The organism is Mycobacterium sp., from assembly GCF_025965855.1.
Taxonomy (GTDB): domain Bacteria; phylum Actinomycetota; class Actinomycetes; order Mycobacteriales; family Mycobacteriaceae; genus Mycobacterium.
Map to the genome: position 1 here is coordinate 1 of NZ_JAOPWB010000160.1, position 20128 is coordinate 20128.

Below are 20128 nucleotides of genomic sequence, written 5' to 3' on the forward strand. Positions count from 1 at the left end.
GCCAACAACGCCGGCGCCACCCCCACCGGCACATCCACACCCACACCCGACCAACCCGACACCAGATCCCGCTCCCCAGAATCCAGCAACGACACCTCACCCACCACCACCGACGCATCAGCGACCAGGAGGCGGTTTAGCAGCATTTCGAATCGGGTTACGTGCCTGGCGATTTCCTCGGCGGTGTACCGCTCCGGGTTCCACGCGAACTGAATCCGCGGCGTACCGTCACCCAGCCATGGGTAGACGTTGATCGCGATGTCTTGCACAGGATTGGTGGTCAGCACGTCGTAGGTCACTTGCGAAGGTCCGAAAGCGAACGGCGTCGCGAAGTTCAAAACGTTGACTACAGGGCCGAATTCGACATTCATGTCGAGGCGCGTCCCACCTGCGATGAGCTCGGGCCAGCGCCGGAACTGTTGATGGCGCAGCGCTCCGATCAGGGCCGTGCCGACCCGGTCCGTCACCGCACCGATGGTGTCGCAGTCTTCGACGCAAACGAGCAGCGGCACCAGGTTAGACACCATGCCCGTACTCTTCTTCAGCGCCGCGGTGGTCCGCGCCGACACCGGTAAAGACATTGAAATGGTCCGACGACCGGTGGTTTTCGCGAGAAATATTGCCGTCGCGGTGACTACCCTTGCAACGTCGAACTGACCATCCGACAGTTGATGGGTGCAGACCAGCTCGCGAACCGAGGGGTGGCGTGGGGCCACCGACCTTTGCGCGCCCGCCAGGTCAGTGACGTTCAGAGGTCCGCGTACGACCGTCTTCCAGTACTCGGCATCGGCCCGACTCCGCGACGATCCTTGATATTTCCGTTCTGATTCGCGTATCAGCCCGAATGCGGAGAAGTCGACTTCGCCGGTGTCGGGGGGCACCGACCCGGAGTAGACCGCCGCGACGTGCCGGATCAGATTGTCGGCGCCGAACCCGTCGAACAAGACGTGGTGGGTTCGGAGGTAGAAGTACGACAACTGGCCCGTGATGCGCAGCAGCACAAACTCGATGAGTCGGTCGCGGACCAAGTCGATCGGCCGACGGTAGTCGTTGTTCATCCAGCTACGGGCAGCGGCGACCGCGTCGGGTTCGTTTTGAAGATTGATGATTCGCAAGGCTTTGGGGAAGGAGCGGTCGACGATGAAGACCGGTTCGCCGTCCTCAACGGATAGCCGCGCGCATGGAGTGCCGAATCGCGTTGCCGCAGCTTCGCACGCGAGCATCAGCCTCTCGGCGTCGACGTGGTGGTCGACCGCGAGAAAAGCGCCGAAGTTGTACGGCGTTTCGGGCTGCAGTTGTTGGGCCGCCCATATCGCGCGCTGGGCGGCGGTCAACGGTCCGAGCTTTTCCGGTTGCGTCCCGTAATTGAGCATACTTATTACTGATTTCCTTAATTAGGCGGCGTCCGCCGACCCACTGCAGTTTCTTGTACGTGCCGGGCTATGTGACGCTTATTTGTCGATGATTAGGTCTTCTAAACGGCACGATTCCTGGGTAAGCACGTCCATGAGCCGCTCGATGAAGGCTTGCTCGAGACCCATCAACCGACCCTCTCTGATCGACTTCGCACGGACGTGCTCCAGCCGGTGCGGCTGCATCATCGGGACGCTTCCCTGCCGTTTGAGTTCGGCGATCTCCGCGCACAGCCGCATACGCTCGGCAATCACGGCGATCATCGCAGTATCGAGCTGATCAAGACGCTGGCGGCACCTGTCCAGCGCAAAGCCGACATCCCGCGTTCGAGTACTGTGCGCAAGCTCTTCTGTCACCGCAATTCTCCATTCCTACTCATTGACGTCGAGTACCTTGACTTCATTGCACATCGGGGGCGTGTGCCGGCACGCAGAAGTCAAGGCGCGACCTTCTCAGGGGTCGAGTTGGCGACTCGGGCCGTCGCTTGTATGCATTCCAGAAGGGCCTGCGCCTTAAGGCGTATTTCCGCCAGTTCTTCCTCTATGTCAGACAAAGCAACTATCGCGCCGCCGGTGCCGATGGTGATCTGATCGTCATGGACGACCATCGTCCGGATGACGATGTTGAGGTCGACGGCGCCGGTCAAGGAAAAGTAGCCGATCGCGCCCGAATAGATCCCGCGAGGGCCGCCTTCGAGTCTGTCGATGATTTGCATCGTCCGCCGCTTGGGCGCACCCGTCATGGATCCACCCGGGAAAATCGCACGCACACATTCAGCCGGCGACACGTCGTCCCTCAACCGGGCTCTGATCGTACTGACCAGCTGATGAACCGTGGCGTAAGTCTCGACTGCGAACATTCGCGGGACATGCACGGAGTTCACCTGCGCAACCTGCCCGAGATCGTTGCGGAGCAGATCGAGAATCATGAGGTTCTCCGCCCGGTCCTTCTCCGCGGTGCGCAATTCGTTCGCCAGCATCGCGTCTTCATCGGGGGTGCAGCCGCGGCGGCGAGTGCCTTTGATCGGTTTCGCTTCCATCATGCGGTCGGCGGATATTTTCACGAACCTCTCCGGAGATGCGCACAGCACATCAACTCCGGGAAACTGTAGGAGCGCGCCGTAGGGCACGGGATTGCGCCGCCGAAGATCACGGTAGGTGTCAAGCGTTTCGATTGCGGCGTTCACCGTGAGTGTGGTTGTCAGACAGACTTCGTAGGTCTCACCCGCCCGGATCTCCTTCAAGCACCGCCTTATATTGGCGGCGTACTTGGCGGAGTTTTCCCGTGCGACGGCAGGGACGAACACCGCCGTCGAGTTGAACTCATACTCCATGGGCTGGGCGCTGAGCGACGAGCGCACGACCCGTTCGGCGCGGTCTAGCCATGAGGCGGCCGAGGCCTCACCCCCGCTTTGTTGGCCCGTCAGGGTCAGGAGCCAAGTTTCACCGAGTTGGTGATCGATCACGGCGGCGCGATCGCAGAACACAAATCCGGCGTCCGGCAGGTCGGACTGGTGCACGGCATCGCCGCCGCACTCCGCCTTCATCTCGTATCCCAAGTAGCCGACGTAGCCCAGGGTGAAGTCGCACTCACTGCCAATTCCCGCCACTGTGCGCTCCGCGGTTTGCTGTCCGAGATAGTCGAAAATGCTTTGCCCGAGATGGGTGACGGTGCCGTCGCTATATCGCACATTCACGCCGCAATTGGCGTTTGCGGTCACCCATTCGCCGAGGGGGCCGCATCCGCCGAGGATCGAAAAGCGGGACAAACCTTCTATGACCCTCGAACTATCCAGCCAGAAGGCGCCCTCCTGATCGGCGAAGAGCCGCATGTAGACGCGCTCTGCATCGGGTTCGAGCTCAATGCGACGGCTGATCAACTGAAACCGCCCGCTCGGGGCTGGACCGTCGGCCGGCGATTCGAGACACTCACGGCGCGCATGAGCGCCCGAAGCCTGGGCCGAGATGTGCCTACGCGAGCGACAACGAGCCAACTGCAGAAAGTTGTCTATCAATTCGCGCCCATACTGCGTTGCGATCGACTCCGGGTGGAACTGCACGCCCCACTGCGCACGGGTGCGGTGCTCCACAGCCATGACAAGGTTATTGCCAGAACGATCCGTCGTGGAAGCGGTGATCCGAAGGGAATCCGGCACGTCGCCCACCGTGAGGGAGTGGTATCGCGTCGCGAGGAACGGTGACGGTATTCCGGCGAATATCCCACTGCCGTCATGCTGAATGGCGCTGATCCGCCCGTGCCATGGCTCGGGCGCGGAGGTTACAGCGCCCCCGTTCCAATAACAAAGCCCCTGATGTCCGAGGCAGACACCCAGCAGTGGGACGTCATAATCGAGCGCTAACCGGCTGATGCCGAAGTCGGACTCGAACTCGGGCCGCCCCGGACCGGGCGAGATGATCAACGCATCGAGGTTATCGCGATCGATCGATTGCCATGTCGAATAGTCATCGTTCCGTATCACCTGGACGCAACGCGTGGCAACGCTCGAGACCAACTGAAAAAGGTTGTAGGTGAACGAATCGTAGTTGTCGATGATGAGAATGGACACAGCATTATCCCTCCAACAGGATGGCGGTCGAGTTGCCCGATAGCGGGAAGCCTATGGTCGGCGAATGCCGGCCAACCCCGATTGGCATGTTTAGAGAGGTATGGCCGGGCGGATCGAGTAGTCGCAGTGGCCGAACACGGTACACAGCAGTTGCAGTGGGCAGCGAAAGCTTTGGCTGGCACGTATTACCGCTCGCCGCGAGGGAGATTGGAGCCAAACACCGTCCCGCCCGGTTGAACGGTGCCGGTGTCAACATCGCTATCAGCGAGTGTTGGCAGCAACCCCGTTGCTGCAATGGGCGAGTGAGATCTGCCTACCGATAACTGATTTCGTAATCGACGGCCCGAGGAATGGCGCATACGGAGGGATTTCCTCGGCCGCACACTCGACGCTGATCACCGATGGGCCGTCGACCTCGAGCGCCGTGCGCATCGCGGCGCCGAGTCCTCCGGGGTCCGCGACATCGACCGATGGAAGCCCCGGAAACATGGCAGCCAGACCGGCGCCGAGCCGGCTCGCCGTAAACCGGTTGTGGCTGTGCCGGTCGCCGTAGGCCAACTTCTCACTGGTCGCGCACATTGCGTGGGAGTTGTTGTTGAACAATATGAATGTCACCGGTAGCCGATACTGCACGGCGGTGTGCACCTCCATGCCGTGCATGAAGAAGGCGCCGTCTCCGGCGATCACGACGACGCGCCCGCGGGGCACTCGGACCTTCGCACGCGCGAACGCCATCCCGATGCCGGCCCCAAAGCTGTACCCCATGCCGCCCATACCGAGGCCGACCGCGAACCGGCCCATCCGCCGCACGGGCAGGTAATGCACGGCCGCCGCGCCGGCGTTGCCGGCGTCCACGACAATGTCGACGCTGTCTGGCAATAGCCGATCCAGAACGTTCATCGCGTCGCGGTAGCGCACGCCCGAACCGTCGAACAGCGGCGGGCTCAGCTCCGTGTGCGATACCACATCGGGCACCCGAACCCCGGTAGCGCGTCCACGCCCGATCAGCGCACGGGCCAGCGCCCGCAACGATGTCCGCAAATCATCGGTATGGACATGGGTGCACGGGATGTATGGTGGCTCGGATCCGATCGAGAGCGTATGCACCGTCGCCAGTGCATCGTCGAGGCCGGCGCGTGCCGTTACCGGCAGCCGGGTACCAACCACCAGACACAGGGCGCTGCCGGCCACCGCCTCCGCCACCCCCGGATGGCCCATGACGCCGGTGACCCCAAGCATCGAGGACGAGCCGAAACCCGGTGTCCCGGCGGCATCTTTGGCCTGCGGCACGCACGCTACCTGAGCGCGAAGCACCCCCCGCAGTGATGCCAGTTCGGCTCGTGCATCGTCGCGGACCACCTGCTCACCGGCGATGATCGTGATCGGTCCGGTGGCCCCCCGCAGCGCCTGAACGATCGGATGGGGGTCGCCGATGACGGGGGGCCGCTCGTGCTTGTGGCCGCCGTTGCGATCGTTGGTCCGTAAGCACGCCTTCTGGATGTCCTTGGGCAGCAACAGCACCGCGGGCCCGCCTGCTCGTGCCGCCGCGACTGCGGCCGGTAGAGCCGAGACGATCTCGGCCGGGGTCAGCACGCGCCGGCAGAAGACAGACACCCCGGAGAACAGCGCCTCGGCATTCAGCGATCCGTTGCGGCCGCTGGTGTCCTCGAAGCTGCCACGGCCGTCCAGCGCGGTCGGCGGCTGACCCACCAAGGCCAATACCGGCACGCGGCTGGCGAACGATTCCCCCAGTCCCGGAACAAGGTTCAGCGCGCCTCCACCGGACGTTGCCGCCATCACACCCAGGCCACCGCCGCTGCGACTGTACCCGTCGGCCATCGTGGCGGCGGAGAACTCGTGCTTGGCCAACACCGCGGTGATGTCCGAGCGGAGGAATGCGGCGTCGTAGAGGTCTTCGATGTTGGCGCCGTCGACCCCGAAGATGTGTTCGATTCCGATTGTCGCGAGATGACTGACGATATGGTCGACCACGCGGTGCCTCCTAGGCATGATTTCATCCTTTGGAGCGTCGTACCGATATCAACTGCAAGGACTGGCCCGTTCGCCTTGCATCCGCCCCCGACTGCACACTTTGACCGCTGCGCCGTGCCCCTGCGGTGCTGATCCAGAAGCGCGTGTGCTGCAACGGCATGGTGGGCAGCACCGGATGGGGTTCCGGCGGGTGCGGCGTCTCCGGCGGGTAAACGCCGTGGGTGGCATTGACGTTCGTGTGAAAGCGGAGTGTGTCGTCACCGTCGTGCCAGAGAGTGCCGACGCTGTGATGATGGGCCTCGCCCAGTGTTTCGGTGATGGCATGCGTCAGCATCGGATGCGGGCTGATTTCGATGAATGTGGCGTTGTTCTTCGCCGCCGCGGCGATGGCGCTGCTGAATTGCACCGGTTGGCGCAGATTCGCCACCCAATATTCGGCGTCGAGCACCGGCGTGCACGCGGTGTCGCTCACCGTGGAAATGAAGGGTACCGCCAGCTTCCCCGGTTTCAGGCCGGCCAACGCTGCGCGTAGTTCGGGCACGATGGGGTCCATCAGCGGGCTGTGCGAGGCCACCTCGACGTTCAGCCGTCGGGCGAACCGGTTACGCCGCCGGACCGCGGTGATCACCGCATCCACTTGGGCCGGCGGCCCCGCGACCACCGTTTGACGCGGCGAGGAGATGCCCGCCACAGCGACTCCGGGATAGTCACCGATCAGCCGCGCAGTCCTTGCGGCATCGAGCTCCAGTGACGCCATGGTGCCCCGGCCGGCCAGCCGGGCCATCAACCGCGACCGGATCGCGATCATCCGCAACCCCTCGGCTACGCTCAACGCCCCGGCCACCACGGCCGCGGTGACCTCACCCATCGAGTGTCCAACCACCGTATCGGGGATCGTCCCGTAGGCACGCCACAATTCGGTGAGCGCCAACTGCAGGCCCATTAATACCGGCTGCACCCGAGCCTCCCCGACCACCGGCCCGCCCGCAGCCAGCACCTGCTGCAGCGAAAAGCCCACCTCTTCAACGAATACGGGCTCCAACTCGGTCACAGCCGCCGCAAATTCCGGCTCGTCGGCCAACAGCTGACGGCCCATCCCCGCCCACTGCGATCCCTGACCGGAATACACGAACACTGTCCCCGGTGCACACGGCCCGTCGTGCGGGCCCACGACACCTTGGGCGGGCCGGCCTGTCGCCAGCGCCGCCAATCCGGCTACTGCCTGGGCGCAATCGCGCGCGCACACCGTGGCGAAAAAGGGATGCCAGGCCCGATGATGGTTGAGGGTGTGTGCCACGTCAGACAATCGCACCCCGGCGCCTTCACCAGTCATCCATTCAGCCATGACGCCGGCCATCGACGCGACACGCGCCGGCGTCCGGCCGAAGAGCACCAACGTGCTCACGGCCGGCTCACAATCGGGCACAATGGTCGCCTCGTCGAAGGTGTCCGTCATGCCGTCGCCCCCACGCGCTCGCTCGTGGTCGAAATCGGCGGAAACCGCCAGAGGCCAACCCGGGGAATGCTTTTAGCTGACGAATCCATTTGGCGGACCCCACCGGCCGTCCCCTCGGCAATGAATGTCATGCGGTGAACTGTATGGCGGCTGGGGACGGACTCGGCGCGATTAATCTGACTCGAGTGGTAAACGCGCGCACATAGAGTGGTGTGGTTGTCGCGTGACGTAGGAACTCCGGGTTTCGCTATCGGTTCGAGCGACCTGGCGCACCGGCCATAGTCGCTCGTGGCACGCGGCGACTCCACGCGACGCCGGTTGCCGGAGAAGCGGTTTGGAGACGCTGCGAAAACAGCGACCGGCGCGCCAGACTCAACCGGCCCGGTGGTGGTCGTGGGGCCCGTCGCTCAGCGCGTCGTTGCAATTTTCGGATAACGCGTTGTGTCCGGGTGCATCCCGACCCATTACCTGGACTAGCTGATCGCGATGGTTGATGCCGAGCTTGGTGAAGATGCGGTACAGGTGTCCCTCCACCGTGCGCACTGAGATGACCAACCGCTCTGCGATCTGACGGTTGGACAAGCCGGCGACCACCAGCATCACAATCTGGCGCTCGCGGCCGCTGAACGGTAGGGGTCGTGCGGCGGCCTCGAGCGCCGGTGTACGCAGTCCGCATTCGCCGGCCAGCCGGTAGGCCCACGTCGACGACTCGACTTCCTTGGCCCGGTCACCTCTGCGTGCATGCTCGCCGGCCGCCTGTGCTGACGCGTCGGCGGCAAGAGCGCATGAACCCATATCGGCGAACCGGCGTGCCGCGGCGTCGAGCACACTGCCGTCATGGCGGGCCAGGCCGCGTGCATGCGTGGCGACCACTTCCCCCAAGGGAGTGTTCATCGTTGCGGCGAGCTCCTCCAGTCGCGCAGCATGCCTACGATCGCCGAAGCGGACGGCCGTATGCAGGGCACGCATCTCCACGGCATGCATCCCGGCTTCTTGCGCGATCTGTGCCGCCTGCAACGCATGCGCCTGGGCGGTCACCGTTTCGCCGGCGGATGCCCGCTCCCAGGCCTGGGCAAGCTGCAACTCCGGCAAGAACACCGCGACCTGAGGCCCGTACGCTTCCTCGGCAATCCGCGACGCTGCGGCCGCTGCCTGGTGGTCTCCGCGGGCACCTTCGGCCTGGGCGTGCCGGGCGGCCACCAGGACCAACCACGGTGACGGAAAACCTCGCGACGACAGCTCCGAAATCGAATGGGCGAACGCAACGCTCGCGGATGACAGCTGACCGCGGGCAAGGTGTGTGAACCCAACCATGGCTTCGACCATCGCCTGTGCCGTAGGCACTCCCGCGGCCATCGCCGCGTAACGCTCGCAGATCCGCTCAGCCGCCGGATAGTCGCCGGCCGCCGTCGCGACCGAGACTTCGGCCACCCCAATGGCGAATTTCTGCGGTCCCGCTTTGCGCACCGTCGCTGCGCGCAACCCGGCATCGGCTATGCGCTTAACGTCGTCGAAGCGACCGGCGGCGGCCAACGCGCTCGCCGTCGGGGCAGCGGCCCAGGCGGTCGCGGTCGACGGTGCGTCGGACGCACATAAGCGTGGACCCATCGCCAGCGTCGACGCGACATCGCCGCTGAAGTAGGCAAATGACAATTCCAGCGCGTCGATAACGAGACCGATACCCGGCTCGGACGCGACACGGCTTCTCGCGTCGGCCAGTACGCGCTGCGCCGCTTCAATGCGTTGGCAAACCCAGAACAGGTTCGCTGCGCGCAGACAGCCCCACCGGGCTACCAGCCACGCGTCGGCGTTGTCGGGTTCGGCGTCGACCAGCACGGTCTCGGCTTCGTCGCCGCGCCCCTGCCAACTCACCGCCTCGGCGAGCACAAGTGCCGCGCGCAGACCGCCACCGCGATCGAAGGCGAACCGGGCCAATTCCTCTCCCAGTCCGATGTTCGACATCGCTACCGCATCCGCCGCCGCCTGGATGACCAATTCGAGATCCGGCTCAACGTCGCTTTTCATCATGAACTGCGCCAACCGGATTCGGCCGCGCAGGTCGGGCGAGCGCAGGCGCTGCCTCTCGGCCTGCAGGTATTTCCTGACGGCTTGCGCCAAGATGCCGTTGAGTTGGCGTGAGCGAACCACCCCGGCTTGCTCAAGTGCCACTTCACCGATGAAGGGGTCGTGCAATCTCGCGAGCGTCTGTGATCTGTCGGCGAACAACTGGATCATGCCGCGGCGTTCCAGGCGCGCCGCTGCGTCGGCATCACAGATTTCGCGCAGGACTTCCCACTCCAGCAGCTCCGCGGTGGCCAAGACCTCAACGACTTCCAACTCCTCTGGCGCAAGGGCTCGCAGCCGAAACTCGATGAGGTCGTAGAGTTCTCGGTCGGCGAGCAGCGGCCCTCGAAGTTGCCATTGGTCTCCCGTGCGGACCAGAGCACCCTTCTCGCGACTCGCGGTCAGCAAGCCCCGTAGCACCAGAAGGTTTCCGGAACTTCGGTCGTACAGTTCGTCGATCAAACGGGGCTCGACAGCGCCGCCGAGCACGGCGCTGGCCAGTACCCCGACCTGCTCTCGAGTGAATGGGTCGATATGGATGCTGAGCAACATCCGTTCTTTTATCAGCGCGGTGATGGCATCAAGGACCGGGTCCCCCAGCCCGATAGTCACGATCAAGCGCGCACTGCGGCTTGTTGCAAGCTGATTCACGAGTGTTGCGGACAACGGATCGAGTAACTGGGCGTCATCGACGACGACCACTAGATTGTCGTCTTGACCCAGCGTTTTATGTGCAGCAGCCAGCATGATGGCCGGTTCGTGCGCAACGTCTAAGGTCACCGCGCGAGAAAATGGGCCCAGCGGTACGGCGCGACCCGTACGGGTGCCCAAGGCAAAACGCACAGTCCGGCCGGCCGACGCCGCGGCTTTTGCCAACATGCGGGCCAGCGTCGACTTACCCACCCCGCTGTCGCCAACTAACGCAACCCCTTGAAAGTCGCCGCCGTTAAGTGCCGACAGCGCCTGCCGGAACTCCACGTCGCGCGCCACAACGGGCCACGTCCAACCATTTTCCCGCTGCACCGGAAGACGTACCTCCCTGCTGTCACCGCGATTGCAGCGGCGCCGAAACGCAAACTCTTCTTGTCTGCTGCCCGCCCGCCGCAACGCAGTGCCGCCGTCCTACGCGATGAACCATCCCGAGTTTGCTGCCTCGGCGGGGTCCGAGAAGCTCGAACGGCGCCAGCTTTGCGGCCGACGAGAAAGCGCACCGCAGCGTTGGTCTCCGGTTACCACAAAATTCACCGGCGGTATCCGCGTAGCGAATGCGGGACGGCCGGGACCGTGATCCAATAGCTTTGGGACCGGCGCCCTGCCCTCCCGTTTACATGCCATGCCCCGGAGCGTATGGGGCCCTCGAGCGGACATCGACAGAATTAGCTGGACTCGAGTGGTGGGCGCGCCCACATCGAGTAGCGCCAAGGGTAAACGCTCGCGTGGTACCCACCGCAACGGAGCCAAAAAGACGCGATGTCGAGTGGCGTCGCCCCGCCCTATGGGAGGGTCGCCCGCACCACGTGTCAGTCGGTCTGATGGCGGCCATGAGGCTCGCTGCTCAGCGCCCGGCTTATCAGGTGGATGAGCTGGTCGCGATTGTTGATACCTAGCTTTGCGAAGACGCGGTAGAGGTGTCCCTCCACAGTCCGCACGGAGACCACCAACTTCTCGGCGATCTGGCGGTTGGACAAGCCGGCCGCAACCAGCGTCGCAATCTCGCGCTCCCGTCCGCTGAGCGGCAGCGGGCGCGCCGCCACCTTCATCGCCGGTGTACGCAATCCGCATTCGGTGGCCACCGAGCATGCCCAAGTCGACGACTCGAATCTGTTACTGCGGTTGTCTTTGCGGGCGTGTTCGCCGGCGGCCTGCGCCGCCGCATCGGCGGCGGGAGCCAATGCGCCCAGATCGGCGAACTGGCGTGCCACGGCGTCGAGCAGGCCGGCGTCGTATGTGGCCAGGCCGCGGGCGTGGTTCGCGACCGCCTCCGCGAGGGGAGTATTCAGAACGCCGGCGAGGTCCTGCAGCCGCTCGGTGTGCGAACGACCGCCGAAGCGGACAGCCATATGCAGGGACCGCATCTCCACAGCATGCATGCCGGCTTCTCGCGCGATTTGTGCCGCTTGCACCGCATGAACCCGAGCGTCCGACGTTTCGCCCGCGGAAGCCCGCTGCCAGGCCCGGGCTAGCTCCAGCTCCGGCAAGAACACCGCGACATGGCGTCCATACGCTTCCTCCGCGGTGCGCAAGGCGGCGAGGGCTGCCTCGCTGTTCCCCCGCGCCCCTTCCGCCTGAGCATGCCGGGCGGCCACCAGGACCAACCAAGGCAACGGAAAGCCTTGACTGAACACGCTTTCCGAATCTTTGAACGCAGCGCACGCGCCGGGCAGCTCCCCGCGCGCGAGTCGCACGAAACCGAGCATCGCATGCACCATGGCTTTCGCTTGAGGCACACCCGCGGCCATCGCGGCGTAACGCTCGCAGACCCGCTCTGCCGCGGGAAAATCACCGGCGGCCGTCGCGCCCATAACCTCCGCCATCCCGATGCTGAAGCGTTGGAGCCCCATCCCGATCGCCGCCGCCTGCAACTCCGCCTCAGCTATCCGGCTCACTTCGTCGAATCGCCCGGCGACCGCAAATGCAATCGCGGTCGGGGCGGCCGCCCACACGGCTGCCAACGGTCCCAGGTCGGAATCACACAAGCTCGGCCCGTTCTTCATCGTCGCCGCCACGTCGCCACAGAAGAGCCCGATTGACACTTCTAGGGCGTCGGCGAGGCGACGACCGGCCGAGGACGCGACGCGACTCCGCACGTCGGCCAGCACGCCCAGGGCCGCTTCAATGCGGCCGCAAACCCAGAACAAGTTCGCCGCGCGCAGACAGCCCCACTGCGCTATCAACCATTCCGATGCACCCTCGACTTCGGTGTCGACAAGCGCGGCCTCGGCTTCGTCGCCGCGCCCCTGCCAACTAACTGCCTCGGCAAGCACAATCGCAGCCCGCATCCCGCCCCCGCGATCAACCGCGAACCTCGCCAGCTCCTCGCCGAGGGCGACGTTCGACATCGCCACCGCGTCCGCCGCCGCTGCGATGACCACATCGAGGTTTGGTGTCAGATCACTTCGAACCATCAGCCGGGCAAGTCGAATGCGACCACGCACATCCGGCACGCTCGCGCTCCGCCCCAACTCCTCGAGGTGGTTGCCGAACGCTTGCGCCAGGATGCCGTTGAGTTGCCGGGAGCGCACGATTCCGGCACGTCGGTTGGCCGCCTCGCGAAGGAGGGGATTACACAATCGCGCCAACGTATGCGATCCGTCCGCAATCAACTGAATCAGCCCACGAAGCTCTAGATTTGCGGCTGCGTCGGCATCACAGATCTGGCGCAGGATTTCCCACTCCAGCAGCTCCGCGGTGGCCAAGACCTCAACAACCTCTAATTCTTCTGGCGCAAGGGATCGCAACCGAAACTCCAAAAGATCGTAGAGTTCGCGATCAGCGTGTAGCGGCCCTCTCAGTCGCCACCCCTCGCGCGCACGGACCAAGACACCGTCTTCAAGACTCGCGCTCAGCAGGCCCCGCAGCAGCAGAAGGTTTCCAGCGCTTCCCTCGTACAACTCGTCGACCACTTGGGACTCGACCGATCCGCCCAGTACAGCGCGGGCCAGTACCGCGGTCTGCTCGCGCGTGAAAGGGTCGATATGGATTGTCAGCAACATCCGCTCTTTCATCAGCGCAGTCACCGCGTCGACAGCCGGCTCGCCCGCCCTGATCGTCACAATCAAGCGCGCACTGCGGCTGGCCGCAAGCTGATTGACCAGTGTCGCGGACAACGAATCGAGTAACTGCGCGTCATCGACGACGACCACCAAATTTTCGTCCTGACTTAACGTTTTTTGCGCAGCGGCCAGCATGATGGCCGGTTCATGGGCCGCGTGTATCGTCACCGCGCGGGAAAACGCGCCGAGCGGCACGGCGCGGCCCGTATGAGTGCCCAGCGCGAAACGAACAGTCCGCCCGGCAGACTCAGCCGCCTTTGCCAGCATGCGAGCCAGCGTCGACTTGCCCACCCCGCTGTCGCCGACCAACGCGACGCCTTGAAACTCGCCATCGTTGAGCGCCGCCAGCGCCCGGCGGAATTGCACCTCCCGCGCCACTACGGGCCACGCCCCGCCATTTTCCCTCTGCACCGAACGATGTACCTCCAGGTCTTAACGAGGTTGCATCAGGCGCCTTGCGTTTCAAGAGTTTTGTCGAGCTTCGCCCGGGTGAAGCCCTACATCCCAGCGGAGCCGGCGACCGTCATCGGCAAGTGAGACTGGTCAAATAGGTTGGCCGCCGCGCACCCCTGGTACATGTATTTCCTCCTGAATCGCCGCCATCTGCCATGGCCGAACGCGTGCTTCCCGTGAGCGGCGTTCCCTAGACCAAGTCTGTGCCTATTGCGCTGCCACGCCGCACGCGCCACGGCGTCGGGCGGCAACTTCGCGAGAAAATCGGCGGCGGATGTCCCCGTCGAGCGTGATGGGTGCGCGCTTTGGGCGGTCTCGATGGCTGTCATGCCTGTACCTGCTCCGCTCTCCCGGCCTGCGTCCAACAGGCCGCGAATCATCAGCGGATTGCCGGCGCTCCGCAGCTGTAACTCGTCGACGAGCAGGGCGTCCGCGGCGTCGCCGAGCGTCGTTCGAATAAGTTCTGCCGTCTGCTCCCAAGTGAAGGCGTTAACACGCAGGCGAAGCAACAGTCCCTCATCGCACAGTGCGGTCACAGAATCCGGCACGGGGTCACCGGCGCGAACCGTCACGATCAGTCGCGAAGTATGTTGGGCTGCAATCCGATACACCAAGTCAGCCGACAGCGGATCGAGCCACTGGGCATCGTCGACGACGAGTACCAGATTCTCTTCCTGTTGCACGGCCTTTTCTGCGATGGCCAGCATCTGGGCCGGTTCATGTGCCGTGTCGAGGTCCAGCAGCCAGTAGAAGGCGCCCAACGGCACCGCTTTTCCGGTCTCGGTGCCGCGAGCCTGCCGTACCGTTAGCCCGCGCGACGTGAGATCGTCGGCCAGGGCCCGGACAAGGGTCGATTTCCCGGTCCCGGAGTCGCCCACCAAAAGGACACCTTGCAATTCAGCGTTGTCTTCGAGCGCTACCAACGCTTGGACCACCTCGTCGTCACGGCCCACAAAAGGCCACGCCGACCCGCTAAACGCCTGCACTGGACCCCATTCCTCCCGAGCCACCTATATAGAAATATAGCGGGGCGCCCCCCCTCCGGCAAATAAATTTGAGAACTCATTAATTAACGGATGGGTCAGCAATATAGTAATTTATCAGTGGATTTCGTAGAATTCGTCAGGTTGCCCAAGAAGGAGCCAGCAACCAAAAGCAGTCGGCAGGTGGGCCTGCACGACTTCGCACTCCGGCTACGCGCCGACCGCGATTCAACCGTGGTGCCATAAGCATACTATGGGTATTACTAAACGTGCTAGTCGTCAGATGGAACAGGTTCCTCAGCTGAACTGCAACCTTCGGAATGTTCTTGGACTAATGTGCAATTGTTCGGTTGGAAATTTCGGCGCAGAACCCGGGGGCCGCTGGCATCGAGCCGAAGCGTTGCTGGGCCCCTGGTGCGCCGAGAATCCCCTCCCACGGTTCCCCCGGCTGGGACGGTTGCCTATCCGGTTGCAGATCCACCCCGAGTGGCAGGCCAGAAAGTGGTCGCCACCCGTCGGCGCCCTGCGCCTTGGCCGCCACACCGCAGCCTAGAGGCGGGCTGAACATGAAGTGAGGCAAAGCTTTCTGATCTACTTCTGGCCGGCTTCCTCGATGGGGAGCAAAGCGACTATGGCCAGTATTCGTTCATCGGCTATTCCTCGCGGCCACGCTGCCGACGATCTTGAACTCGCCAGCATTCCAAACGCAGCGCTCCGCCATCTTCATCACTTGGGACGAGGACTACAACAACCTCTACCTAGGCAACGGCAACGAGGGCAATCACGTCCCCATGATCGTGATCCCCTCGCCGAACTCCGGGATGCGGCAAGGCCACTTCGTCGCCGTCAACTCGAACAACCACTACAGCTTGCTGCGCACCATCGAAAACTCCCTGGGGCTGCCGCCGCTCACCAACAATGACAAGTTCGCCCAAGCCTAACCATCGAGTGCTGCAATGGCTTTCGGAGTATCGAGGTCGTCGGCCAAATATCGGCACACTCGGGCGATGACGTCGGTGGCGTCCGGGCCGGCGGGCAGGGCGGTCGCGGTGCGCCAGCGCTGCAGCCGGGCGGCAGCCTCGTCGAGCACCTGCTGGCTCCAAAACCGGTCCGCGCGATAGTGCCCCGCCAGCAGACCCAGCCGGATGGCCCGAGCCCACACTGACGGCGCGATGTGCCACCTCCAACCGCAACGCGTTGGCGAGGATCTCGATGCCGGCCTTCGACGCGTTGTACGGCGCCAGCCCCGGAGCCGCCGCGTACGCCGCCAGCGAGGACACGATCAGCACGTAGCCCCGGCGCTTGATCACAGCCGGCAGCGTGGCCCGCAGGGTGTGGAAGACGCCGCACTCGGACGCTCCACCAGCGCCCGCACAGAGGCCTTGGACAAGCGGTAGGACGCGTCGTAAACCTAGAGCTGAGGGTACTATTCGTGAAAGCGGCTTCCCAACCCCGCTATCTAACAACCTTTTTCACCCCGCGATCCGGGCGGGGACGCGAACGCTGCTTGGATCCGATTGGGACGCCCCTAAGGCAACCACTCGCCAACGCCGCCATGGCCAGTACATGCACCGATGCGGTGTTGGTCGAATGAGTAGTCGCCATCTCTACACAACGCGCGGGCGCCCGGCGGTGGTGTGGGCGCCGTCGTTGCGCGAGGGACGCAAGTGTGGTCGAGCCAATCTGAGTACTGCCCCGTTGGGCACGGTGCCGAGTTGGCCGGTGATGCCGAACCAGCGACGGCCGTCGCGATCGCCGCTGCGACGAGAGTTGCACGGAAAAGCATGTGCGCAGCCCCTTTCGATGTGTGACAGATGGCTGAATCACCTCAACTGCCCACCAATTAGTTCGGGTAGGCACGACGGTGCCGGCAGGCGGTCCTCCCGCCTATGCAAGCCTACGTAGATCGACCGCTCCCCCACATTGGGCTGGGCCGACCAGTACGGGTGCGCATTGGAAATCCCGGTCTGCGCATCGGTGTGCAGGCATGCGTGGTCTAAATCGACGCGGGGCTCCCGCGGCACCGCCGCGTACGGTGCCAGTTGGCGCAACCGGCGAACCTCATGGGCGAGGTCGGTTGGGGGCATCATGATGCACTCGCGGACGTTGGCGCCATCCACCTGGAAGGTCACTCCGCCCAACCCATTGACCCAGGCTGTGGGCACGGATCTACCGTTGGGCGCAACGGGTTCCGGCGTGGTTTGGTGAACTTCAGGCGCCGGCACGGGTTCGGCTTGCTCAATCGCAAGTGACTGCGGCCGTGGCCGTCCCCATAGGATCGGCCACCAGTTCGCCTGCCCGACTAGTACGGCCAGCGCCGGCACCGTGATGGTTCGCACCACGAAGGTGTCCAGTAATAGCCCGGCTCCGATGACCAGACCGGCCTGAACCAGGCCGGTTATGTCGCCGTAGAGCAGGCCGAACATTGAGGCGGCGAAAATGACGCCGGCCGAAGTGATTACGCCTCCAGTTGAGCCCACGGTGCGGATGATGCCGGAGCGTATGCCATGTTGCGCGGACTCGTCGCGGATCTCGGAGATGAGCAGCATGTTGTAATCCGCACCCACGGCGACCAATACGATGAAAGCCATACCGGGAACACTCCAGGAGAATTCCTGACCACATATGAACTGGAACACGATCACGCCGATGCCGAGTGCCGACAAGTAGGAGATCGCTACCGAGCAGATGAGGTATATAGGTGCAATCAGTGCGCGCAGCATGGCAATCAAGATCAGCAGGACAACCACCATGGTCGCGAGGATGATGAATTTGAGATCGTCGTCGTAGTAGTCGCGCAGGTCCCGATTCGCGGCGGGGAACCCCACCATCGAAATCGACGCATCCGCCAGTGCGGTATTCGGTTGAGCCCCCCGAGCGGTGTCGGTGATCGAATTGACCTGGTCCATAGCAGCGGTGCTGAAGGGATGCAGTGCCGTTTGGATCAAGTACCGCACCGCGTGCCCGTCGGGCGACACGAAAACCGTGGCCGCTTTCTTAAAATCGTTGCCGGTCAATACTTCCGGGGGGATGTAGAAACCACCCATCGTCGGATTCGACGCCGCGTCATGCCTCAAGGCCAACAGGAACGCCGACGCCTCGTGGAGTCCCGCGCCGATCCGCCTGGTCTGATCGACCAGGCGCTGCACACCATCGGCCAATCGTTGGCCTCCGGCGGCGAGGGCGTCGGCGCCTTGTTGCATGGAGGCCAGCTGTACCCGCGCACTGGCAGGACTGTCGACGCCGAGCGATTGTAGGCCGTCGGTGGCGTTCCTCAGCGTTTGGGGCAAGCCGTTCGCTGTCGACTGGATAGCCTGCGTCTCCGGCGTCGACGGCAGCTCTCGAGCGAGCTGCGCGATCTCGTCGAGTGTTCCGTTGTGTGCGAGCTGCTGCAACTGAACACGGGAATTCTCGATGCGCGGATCGTTGATAGCGTCGACCGCATTCGTGGCACTGTAAACGGCCTGGCCGACTCTGTTGCGTACGTTGGTGAGGGTGGCGGCCAAACTGTTGGCGCCATCGGATAGCCGGTCGAGGTCGCTGCTGCTGTCGGTGATCACATTGGACGCGTCCTGCAGCTTGCTGCCGACTTCGCCCGCCTGATACGCCACGCTGGCCTGTTCCGGTGGTTGGCCGGTCGGCCGGGTGATCCCCCGAACCGTCGCGATATCGGGCAGTTGGCTTACCCGCCGTGCCATCTGCTCCAAGTCGGCGAGACCCTTAGGAGTCGCCAAGTCCTGTGGCGACTGGATCAACAGATACTGCGGAACGGTCGAACTCAGCGGGAAATGCCCGCCCAGCGCCGCGTACCCGCGGTTACTCTCGACGGAATCCGGCAAGGTCTTGCTTTGGTCCCAATTGAACCGGACCAGCGTCCCGCAGCCGGCCAGCACGGCAAGCACGATCAGGCTGGCAAGCAGATGGGCGGTGGGCCGCTGCACAATCCGGATCCCGGTGCGCCGCCAGAACCGAGTAGTGAGGTCGCGTCTCGGCGCTACCCAGCGCCGTCGCCCGGCAAGCACCAGGATGGCCGGCAGCAGCGTCATGGCGGCGAGAAAAGCGACACTGATCGATATCGCCAGCGCCGGCCCGCTTGTCGAGAGCATGCTCAATCGGGCGAAGGTCATGCACAGGAACGTGACAGCCACGGTGGCCGCAGATGCGGTGATGACTTTGCCGATCGACATCAACGCGCCGCGCACGGCTTCATCGGAATCCACCCCGCGCCGCAGGTAGTCGTGATAACGGCTGATGATGAACACGGCGTAATCCGTTCCGGCGCCGGCCATCATCGCGGTCATGAAGACGATGGTCGGTTCGGAAACGCCCAGGCCGAGTGTCGCGAGTTCGGCCACTATCCGTTGTGCGGCCGTCAGCGAAATGCCGATCGTCAGCAACGGCAGGGCCATGGCGACCGGATTTCGGTAGACGAGCAGCAGTATGGCGAGCACCATCACCGCGGTCGCGATCTCGATGACATGCAAATCTCGTTCGCCGATGTCGGCGAGATCCGAGAGGGTCGCCGCAGGCCCGGTCAGGTTCGCGGTCAGTGTGGATCCCGCCGTGGTTTGTTTGATGGTGTCGGCGACCCGCGCATAAGCGTCGAAGGCCTGAGGTGTACCCAACCCGCCTGCCAGGCCGATCGGCAGGAACCAGGCCTTGTGATCCTCGCTAGTCATAACCTCGCGCAGGGGTGGTGCGCTGAGAAAGTCCTGGAACATCACGACGTCCCGGGTGTCCTGACGCAGCTTGTCGACCACGGCGCGGTAGACGTCCTCGTCGGCGGGTCCGAGTCCCTGGTCGTTGGTCAGAACCGCCAACACCAGATTGTCCGACCCCGATTCGTGAAACGCCTCTTTCATCTGTCGAGCCGCGACCATCGCCGGCGCGTCGGCCGGCACCATCTCGACCGGATGTTCGCGGACCATCTGCTTCAGTGGTGGGAACGCCAAGACCAGGGCAACCGCCAGCGCGACCCACGCTCCTATGATGAGGACCGGCCAGCGCACCACAACGCTACCGAGCCTATGGAATACGCCCCTGGCTTGAGGTGAGGCGCCCATCACGTCTGTCCGCTGAGGCTTCTTAGGCAGACCTCAATAAGGCGGTGCCCGCGCCTCAGTGGAAGTTGAGCCATTGCGGAACCATCACGTCCCGTTTGGCTCGGGATCAGGTTCCGCCTGTAACGGCGTCGTACCCACGAGTGGGGTGTTTCGTGTCTTTTGCCGAGGCCCTCTGCGGCCCGCCCGGCCGCGTCGTCGACTGGGTGTCATGCGCGCGAGGCTATGGCCGCGTGAGAGGGTGTACGCAGGTTTAACACAAAACGTCGACTGGGTGTCATGTGCGGGAGCCTATGGGCGCGTGAGCCGGTGTCGGCAGGTTTAACTCAAGTAGAGTAGCGGGCGCGCCTAGATAGCGTAGAGCGGCC

Annotated in this window: 10 protein-coding genes and 2 pseudogenes; 1 reads left to right on the top strand and 11 read right to left on the bottom strand. The window is 63.9% G+C overall.

What is annotated here, in order from left to right; all coding sequences use genetic code 11:
* The 8 genes and pseudogenes from JWP83_RS12655 to JWP83_RS12690 all read right to left on the bottom strand — a co-directional run.
* Nucleotides 1–1373: condensation domain-containing protein (locus JWP83_RS12655; protein WP_297730295.1), on the bottom strand; the 1373-nt coding region annotated here is incomplete at its 3' end.
* A 78-nt stretch (nt 1374–1451) separates the two neighbouring features.
* Nucleotides 1452–1769 (bottom strand): chorismate mutase, encoded by a 318-nt coding sequence (locus tag JWP83_RS12660; RefSeq protein WP_297730297.1) that lies wholly within the window; start codon nt 1767–1769, stop codon nt 1452–1454.
* A gap of 80 nt (nt 1770–1849) precedes the next feature.
* The gene (gene pabB, locus JWP83_RS12665) at nt 1850–3979 is read right to left on the bottom strand and encodes an aminodeoxychorismate synthase component I (RefSeq protein WP_297730299.1); all 2130 of its coding nucleotides are present in this window, start codon (nt 3977–3979) and stop codon (nt 1850–1852) included.
* Nucleotides 3980–4240: 261 nt separating this feature from the next.
* Complete coding sequence (locus tag JWP83_RS12670; protein ID WP_297730301.1) at nt 4241–5989, bottom strand: thiamine pyrophosphate-dependent enzyme; 1749 nt, start codon at nt 5987–5989, stop codon at nt 4241–4243.
* 112 nt (nt 5990–6101) lie between these two features.
* Nucleotides 6102–7379, bottom strand: a pseudogene (locus tag JWP83_RS12675) (acyltransferase domain-containing protein); the annotation flags it as partial.
* A 420-nt stretch (nt 7380–7799) separates the two neighbouring features.
* Nucleotides 7800–10481 (bottom strand): LuxR C-terminal-related transcriptional regulator, encoded by a 2682-nt coding sequence (locus tag JWP83_RS12680; protein WP_297730303.1) that lies wholly within the window; start codon nt 10479–10481, stop codon nt 7800–7802.
* A gap of 530 nt (nt 10482–11011) precedes the next feature.
* Nucleotides 11012–13642 (bottom strand): LuxR family transcriptional regulator, encoded by a 2631-nt coding sequence (locus tag JWP83_RS12685; RefSeq protein WP_297730305.1) that lies wholly within the window; start codon nt 13640–13642, stop codon nt 11012–11014.
* A 119-nt stretch (nt 13643–13761) separates the two neighbouring features.
* Nucleotides 13762–14727, bottom strand: a complete 966-nt coding sequence (locus tag JWP83_RS12690; RefSeq protein ID WP_367185632.1) for an ATP-binding protein — start codon at nt 14725–14727, stop codon at nt 13762–13764.
* A gap of 656 nt (nt 14728–15383) precedes the next feature.
* Between JWP83_RS12690 and JWP83_RS12695 the strand changes: the two genes are divergently transcribed.
* Entirely contained in the window at nt 15384–15641 is a 258-nt protein-coding gene (locus JWP83_RS12695; RefSeq protein ID WP_297730307.1) for a hypothetical protein, read from the top strand.
* Here JWP83_RS12695 and JWP83_RS12700 read toward each other — a convergent pair.
* From JWP83_RS12700 to JWP83_RS12710, 3 genes and pseudogenes are all read right to left on the bottom strand, one after another.
* Nucleotides 15641–16010 (bottom strand): annotated as a pseudogene (locus tag JWP83_RS12700) (SDR family NAD(P)-dependent oxidoreductase); the annotation flags it as partial. The gene JWP83_RS12695 and the pseudogene JWP83_RS12700 overlap by 1 nt on opposite strands.
* Before the next feature lie 218 nt (nt 16011–16228).
* The gene (locus tag JWP83_RS12705; protein ID WP_297730309.1) at nt 16229–16486 is read right to left on the bottom strand and encodes a DUF3761 domain-containing protein; all 258 of its coding nucleotides are present in this window, start codon (nt 16484–16486) and stop codon (nt 16229–16231) included.
* A gap of 37 nt (nt 16487–16523) precedes the next feature.
* Nucleotides 16524–19763 carry an RND family transporter gene (locus tag JWP83_RS12710; RefSeq protein WP_367185633.1) on the bottom strand — a complete coding sequence of 1080 codons (3240 nt, stop codon included), beginning with the start codon at nt 19761–19763 and terminating at the stop codon, nt 16524–16526.
* Nucleotides 19764–20128 lie beyond the last annotated feature (365 nt).

What these genes read in the sequence shown, in the direction of transcription:
- JWP83_RS12670 (WP_297730301.1), bottom strand. Translation starts at nt 5,989, where the DNA reads ATGCCTAGGAGGCACCGCGTGGTCGACCATATCGTCAGTCATCTCGCG.
- JWP83_RS12705 (WP_297730309.1), bottom strand. Translation starts at nt 16,486, where the DNA reads ATGCTTTTCCGTGCAACTCTCGTCGCAGCGGCGATCGCGACGGCCGTC.
- JWP83_RS12710 (WP_367185633.1), bottom strand. Translation starts at nt 19,763, where the DNA reads ATGGGCGCCTCACCTCAAGCCAGGGGCGTATTCCATAGGCTCGGTAGC.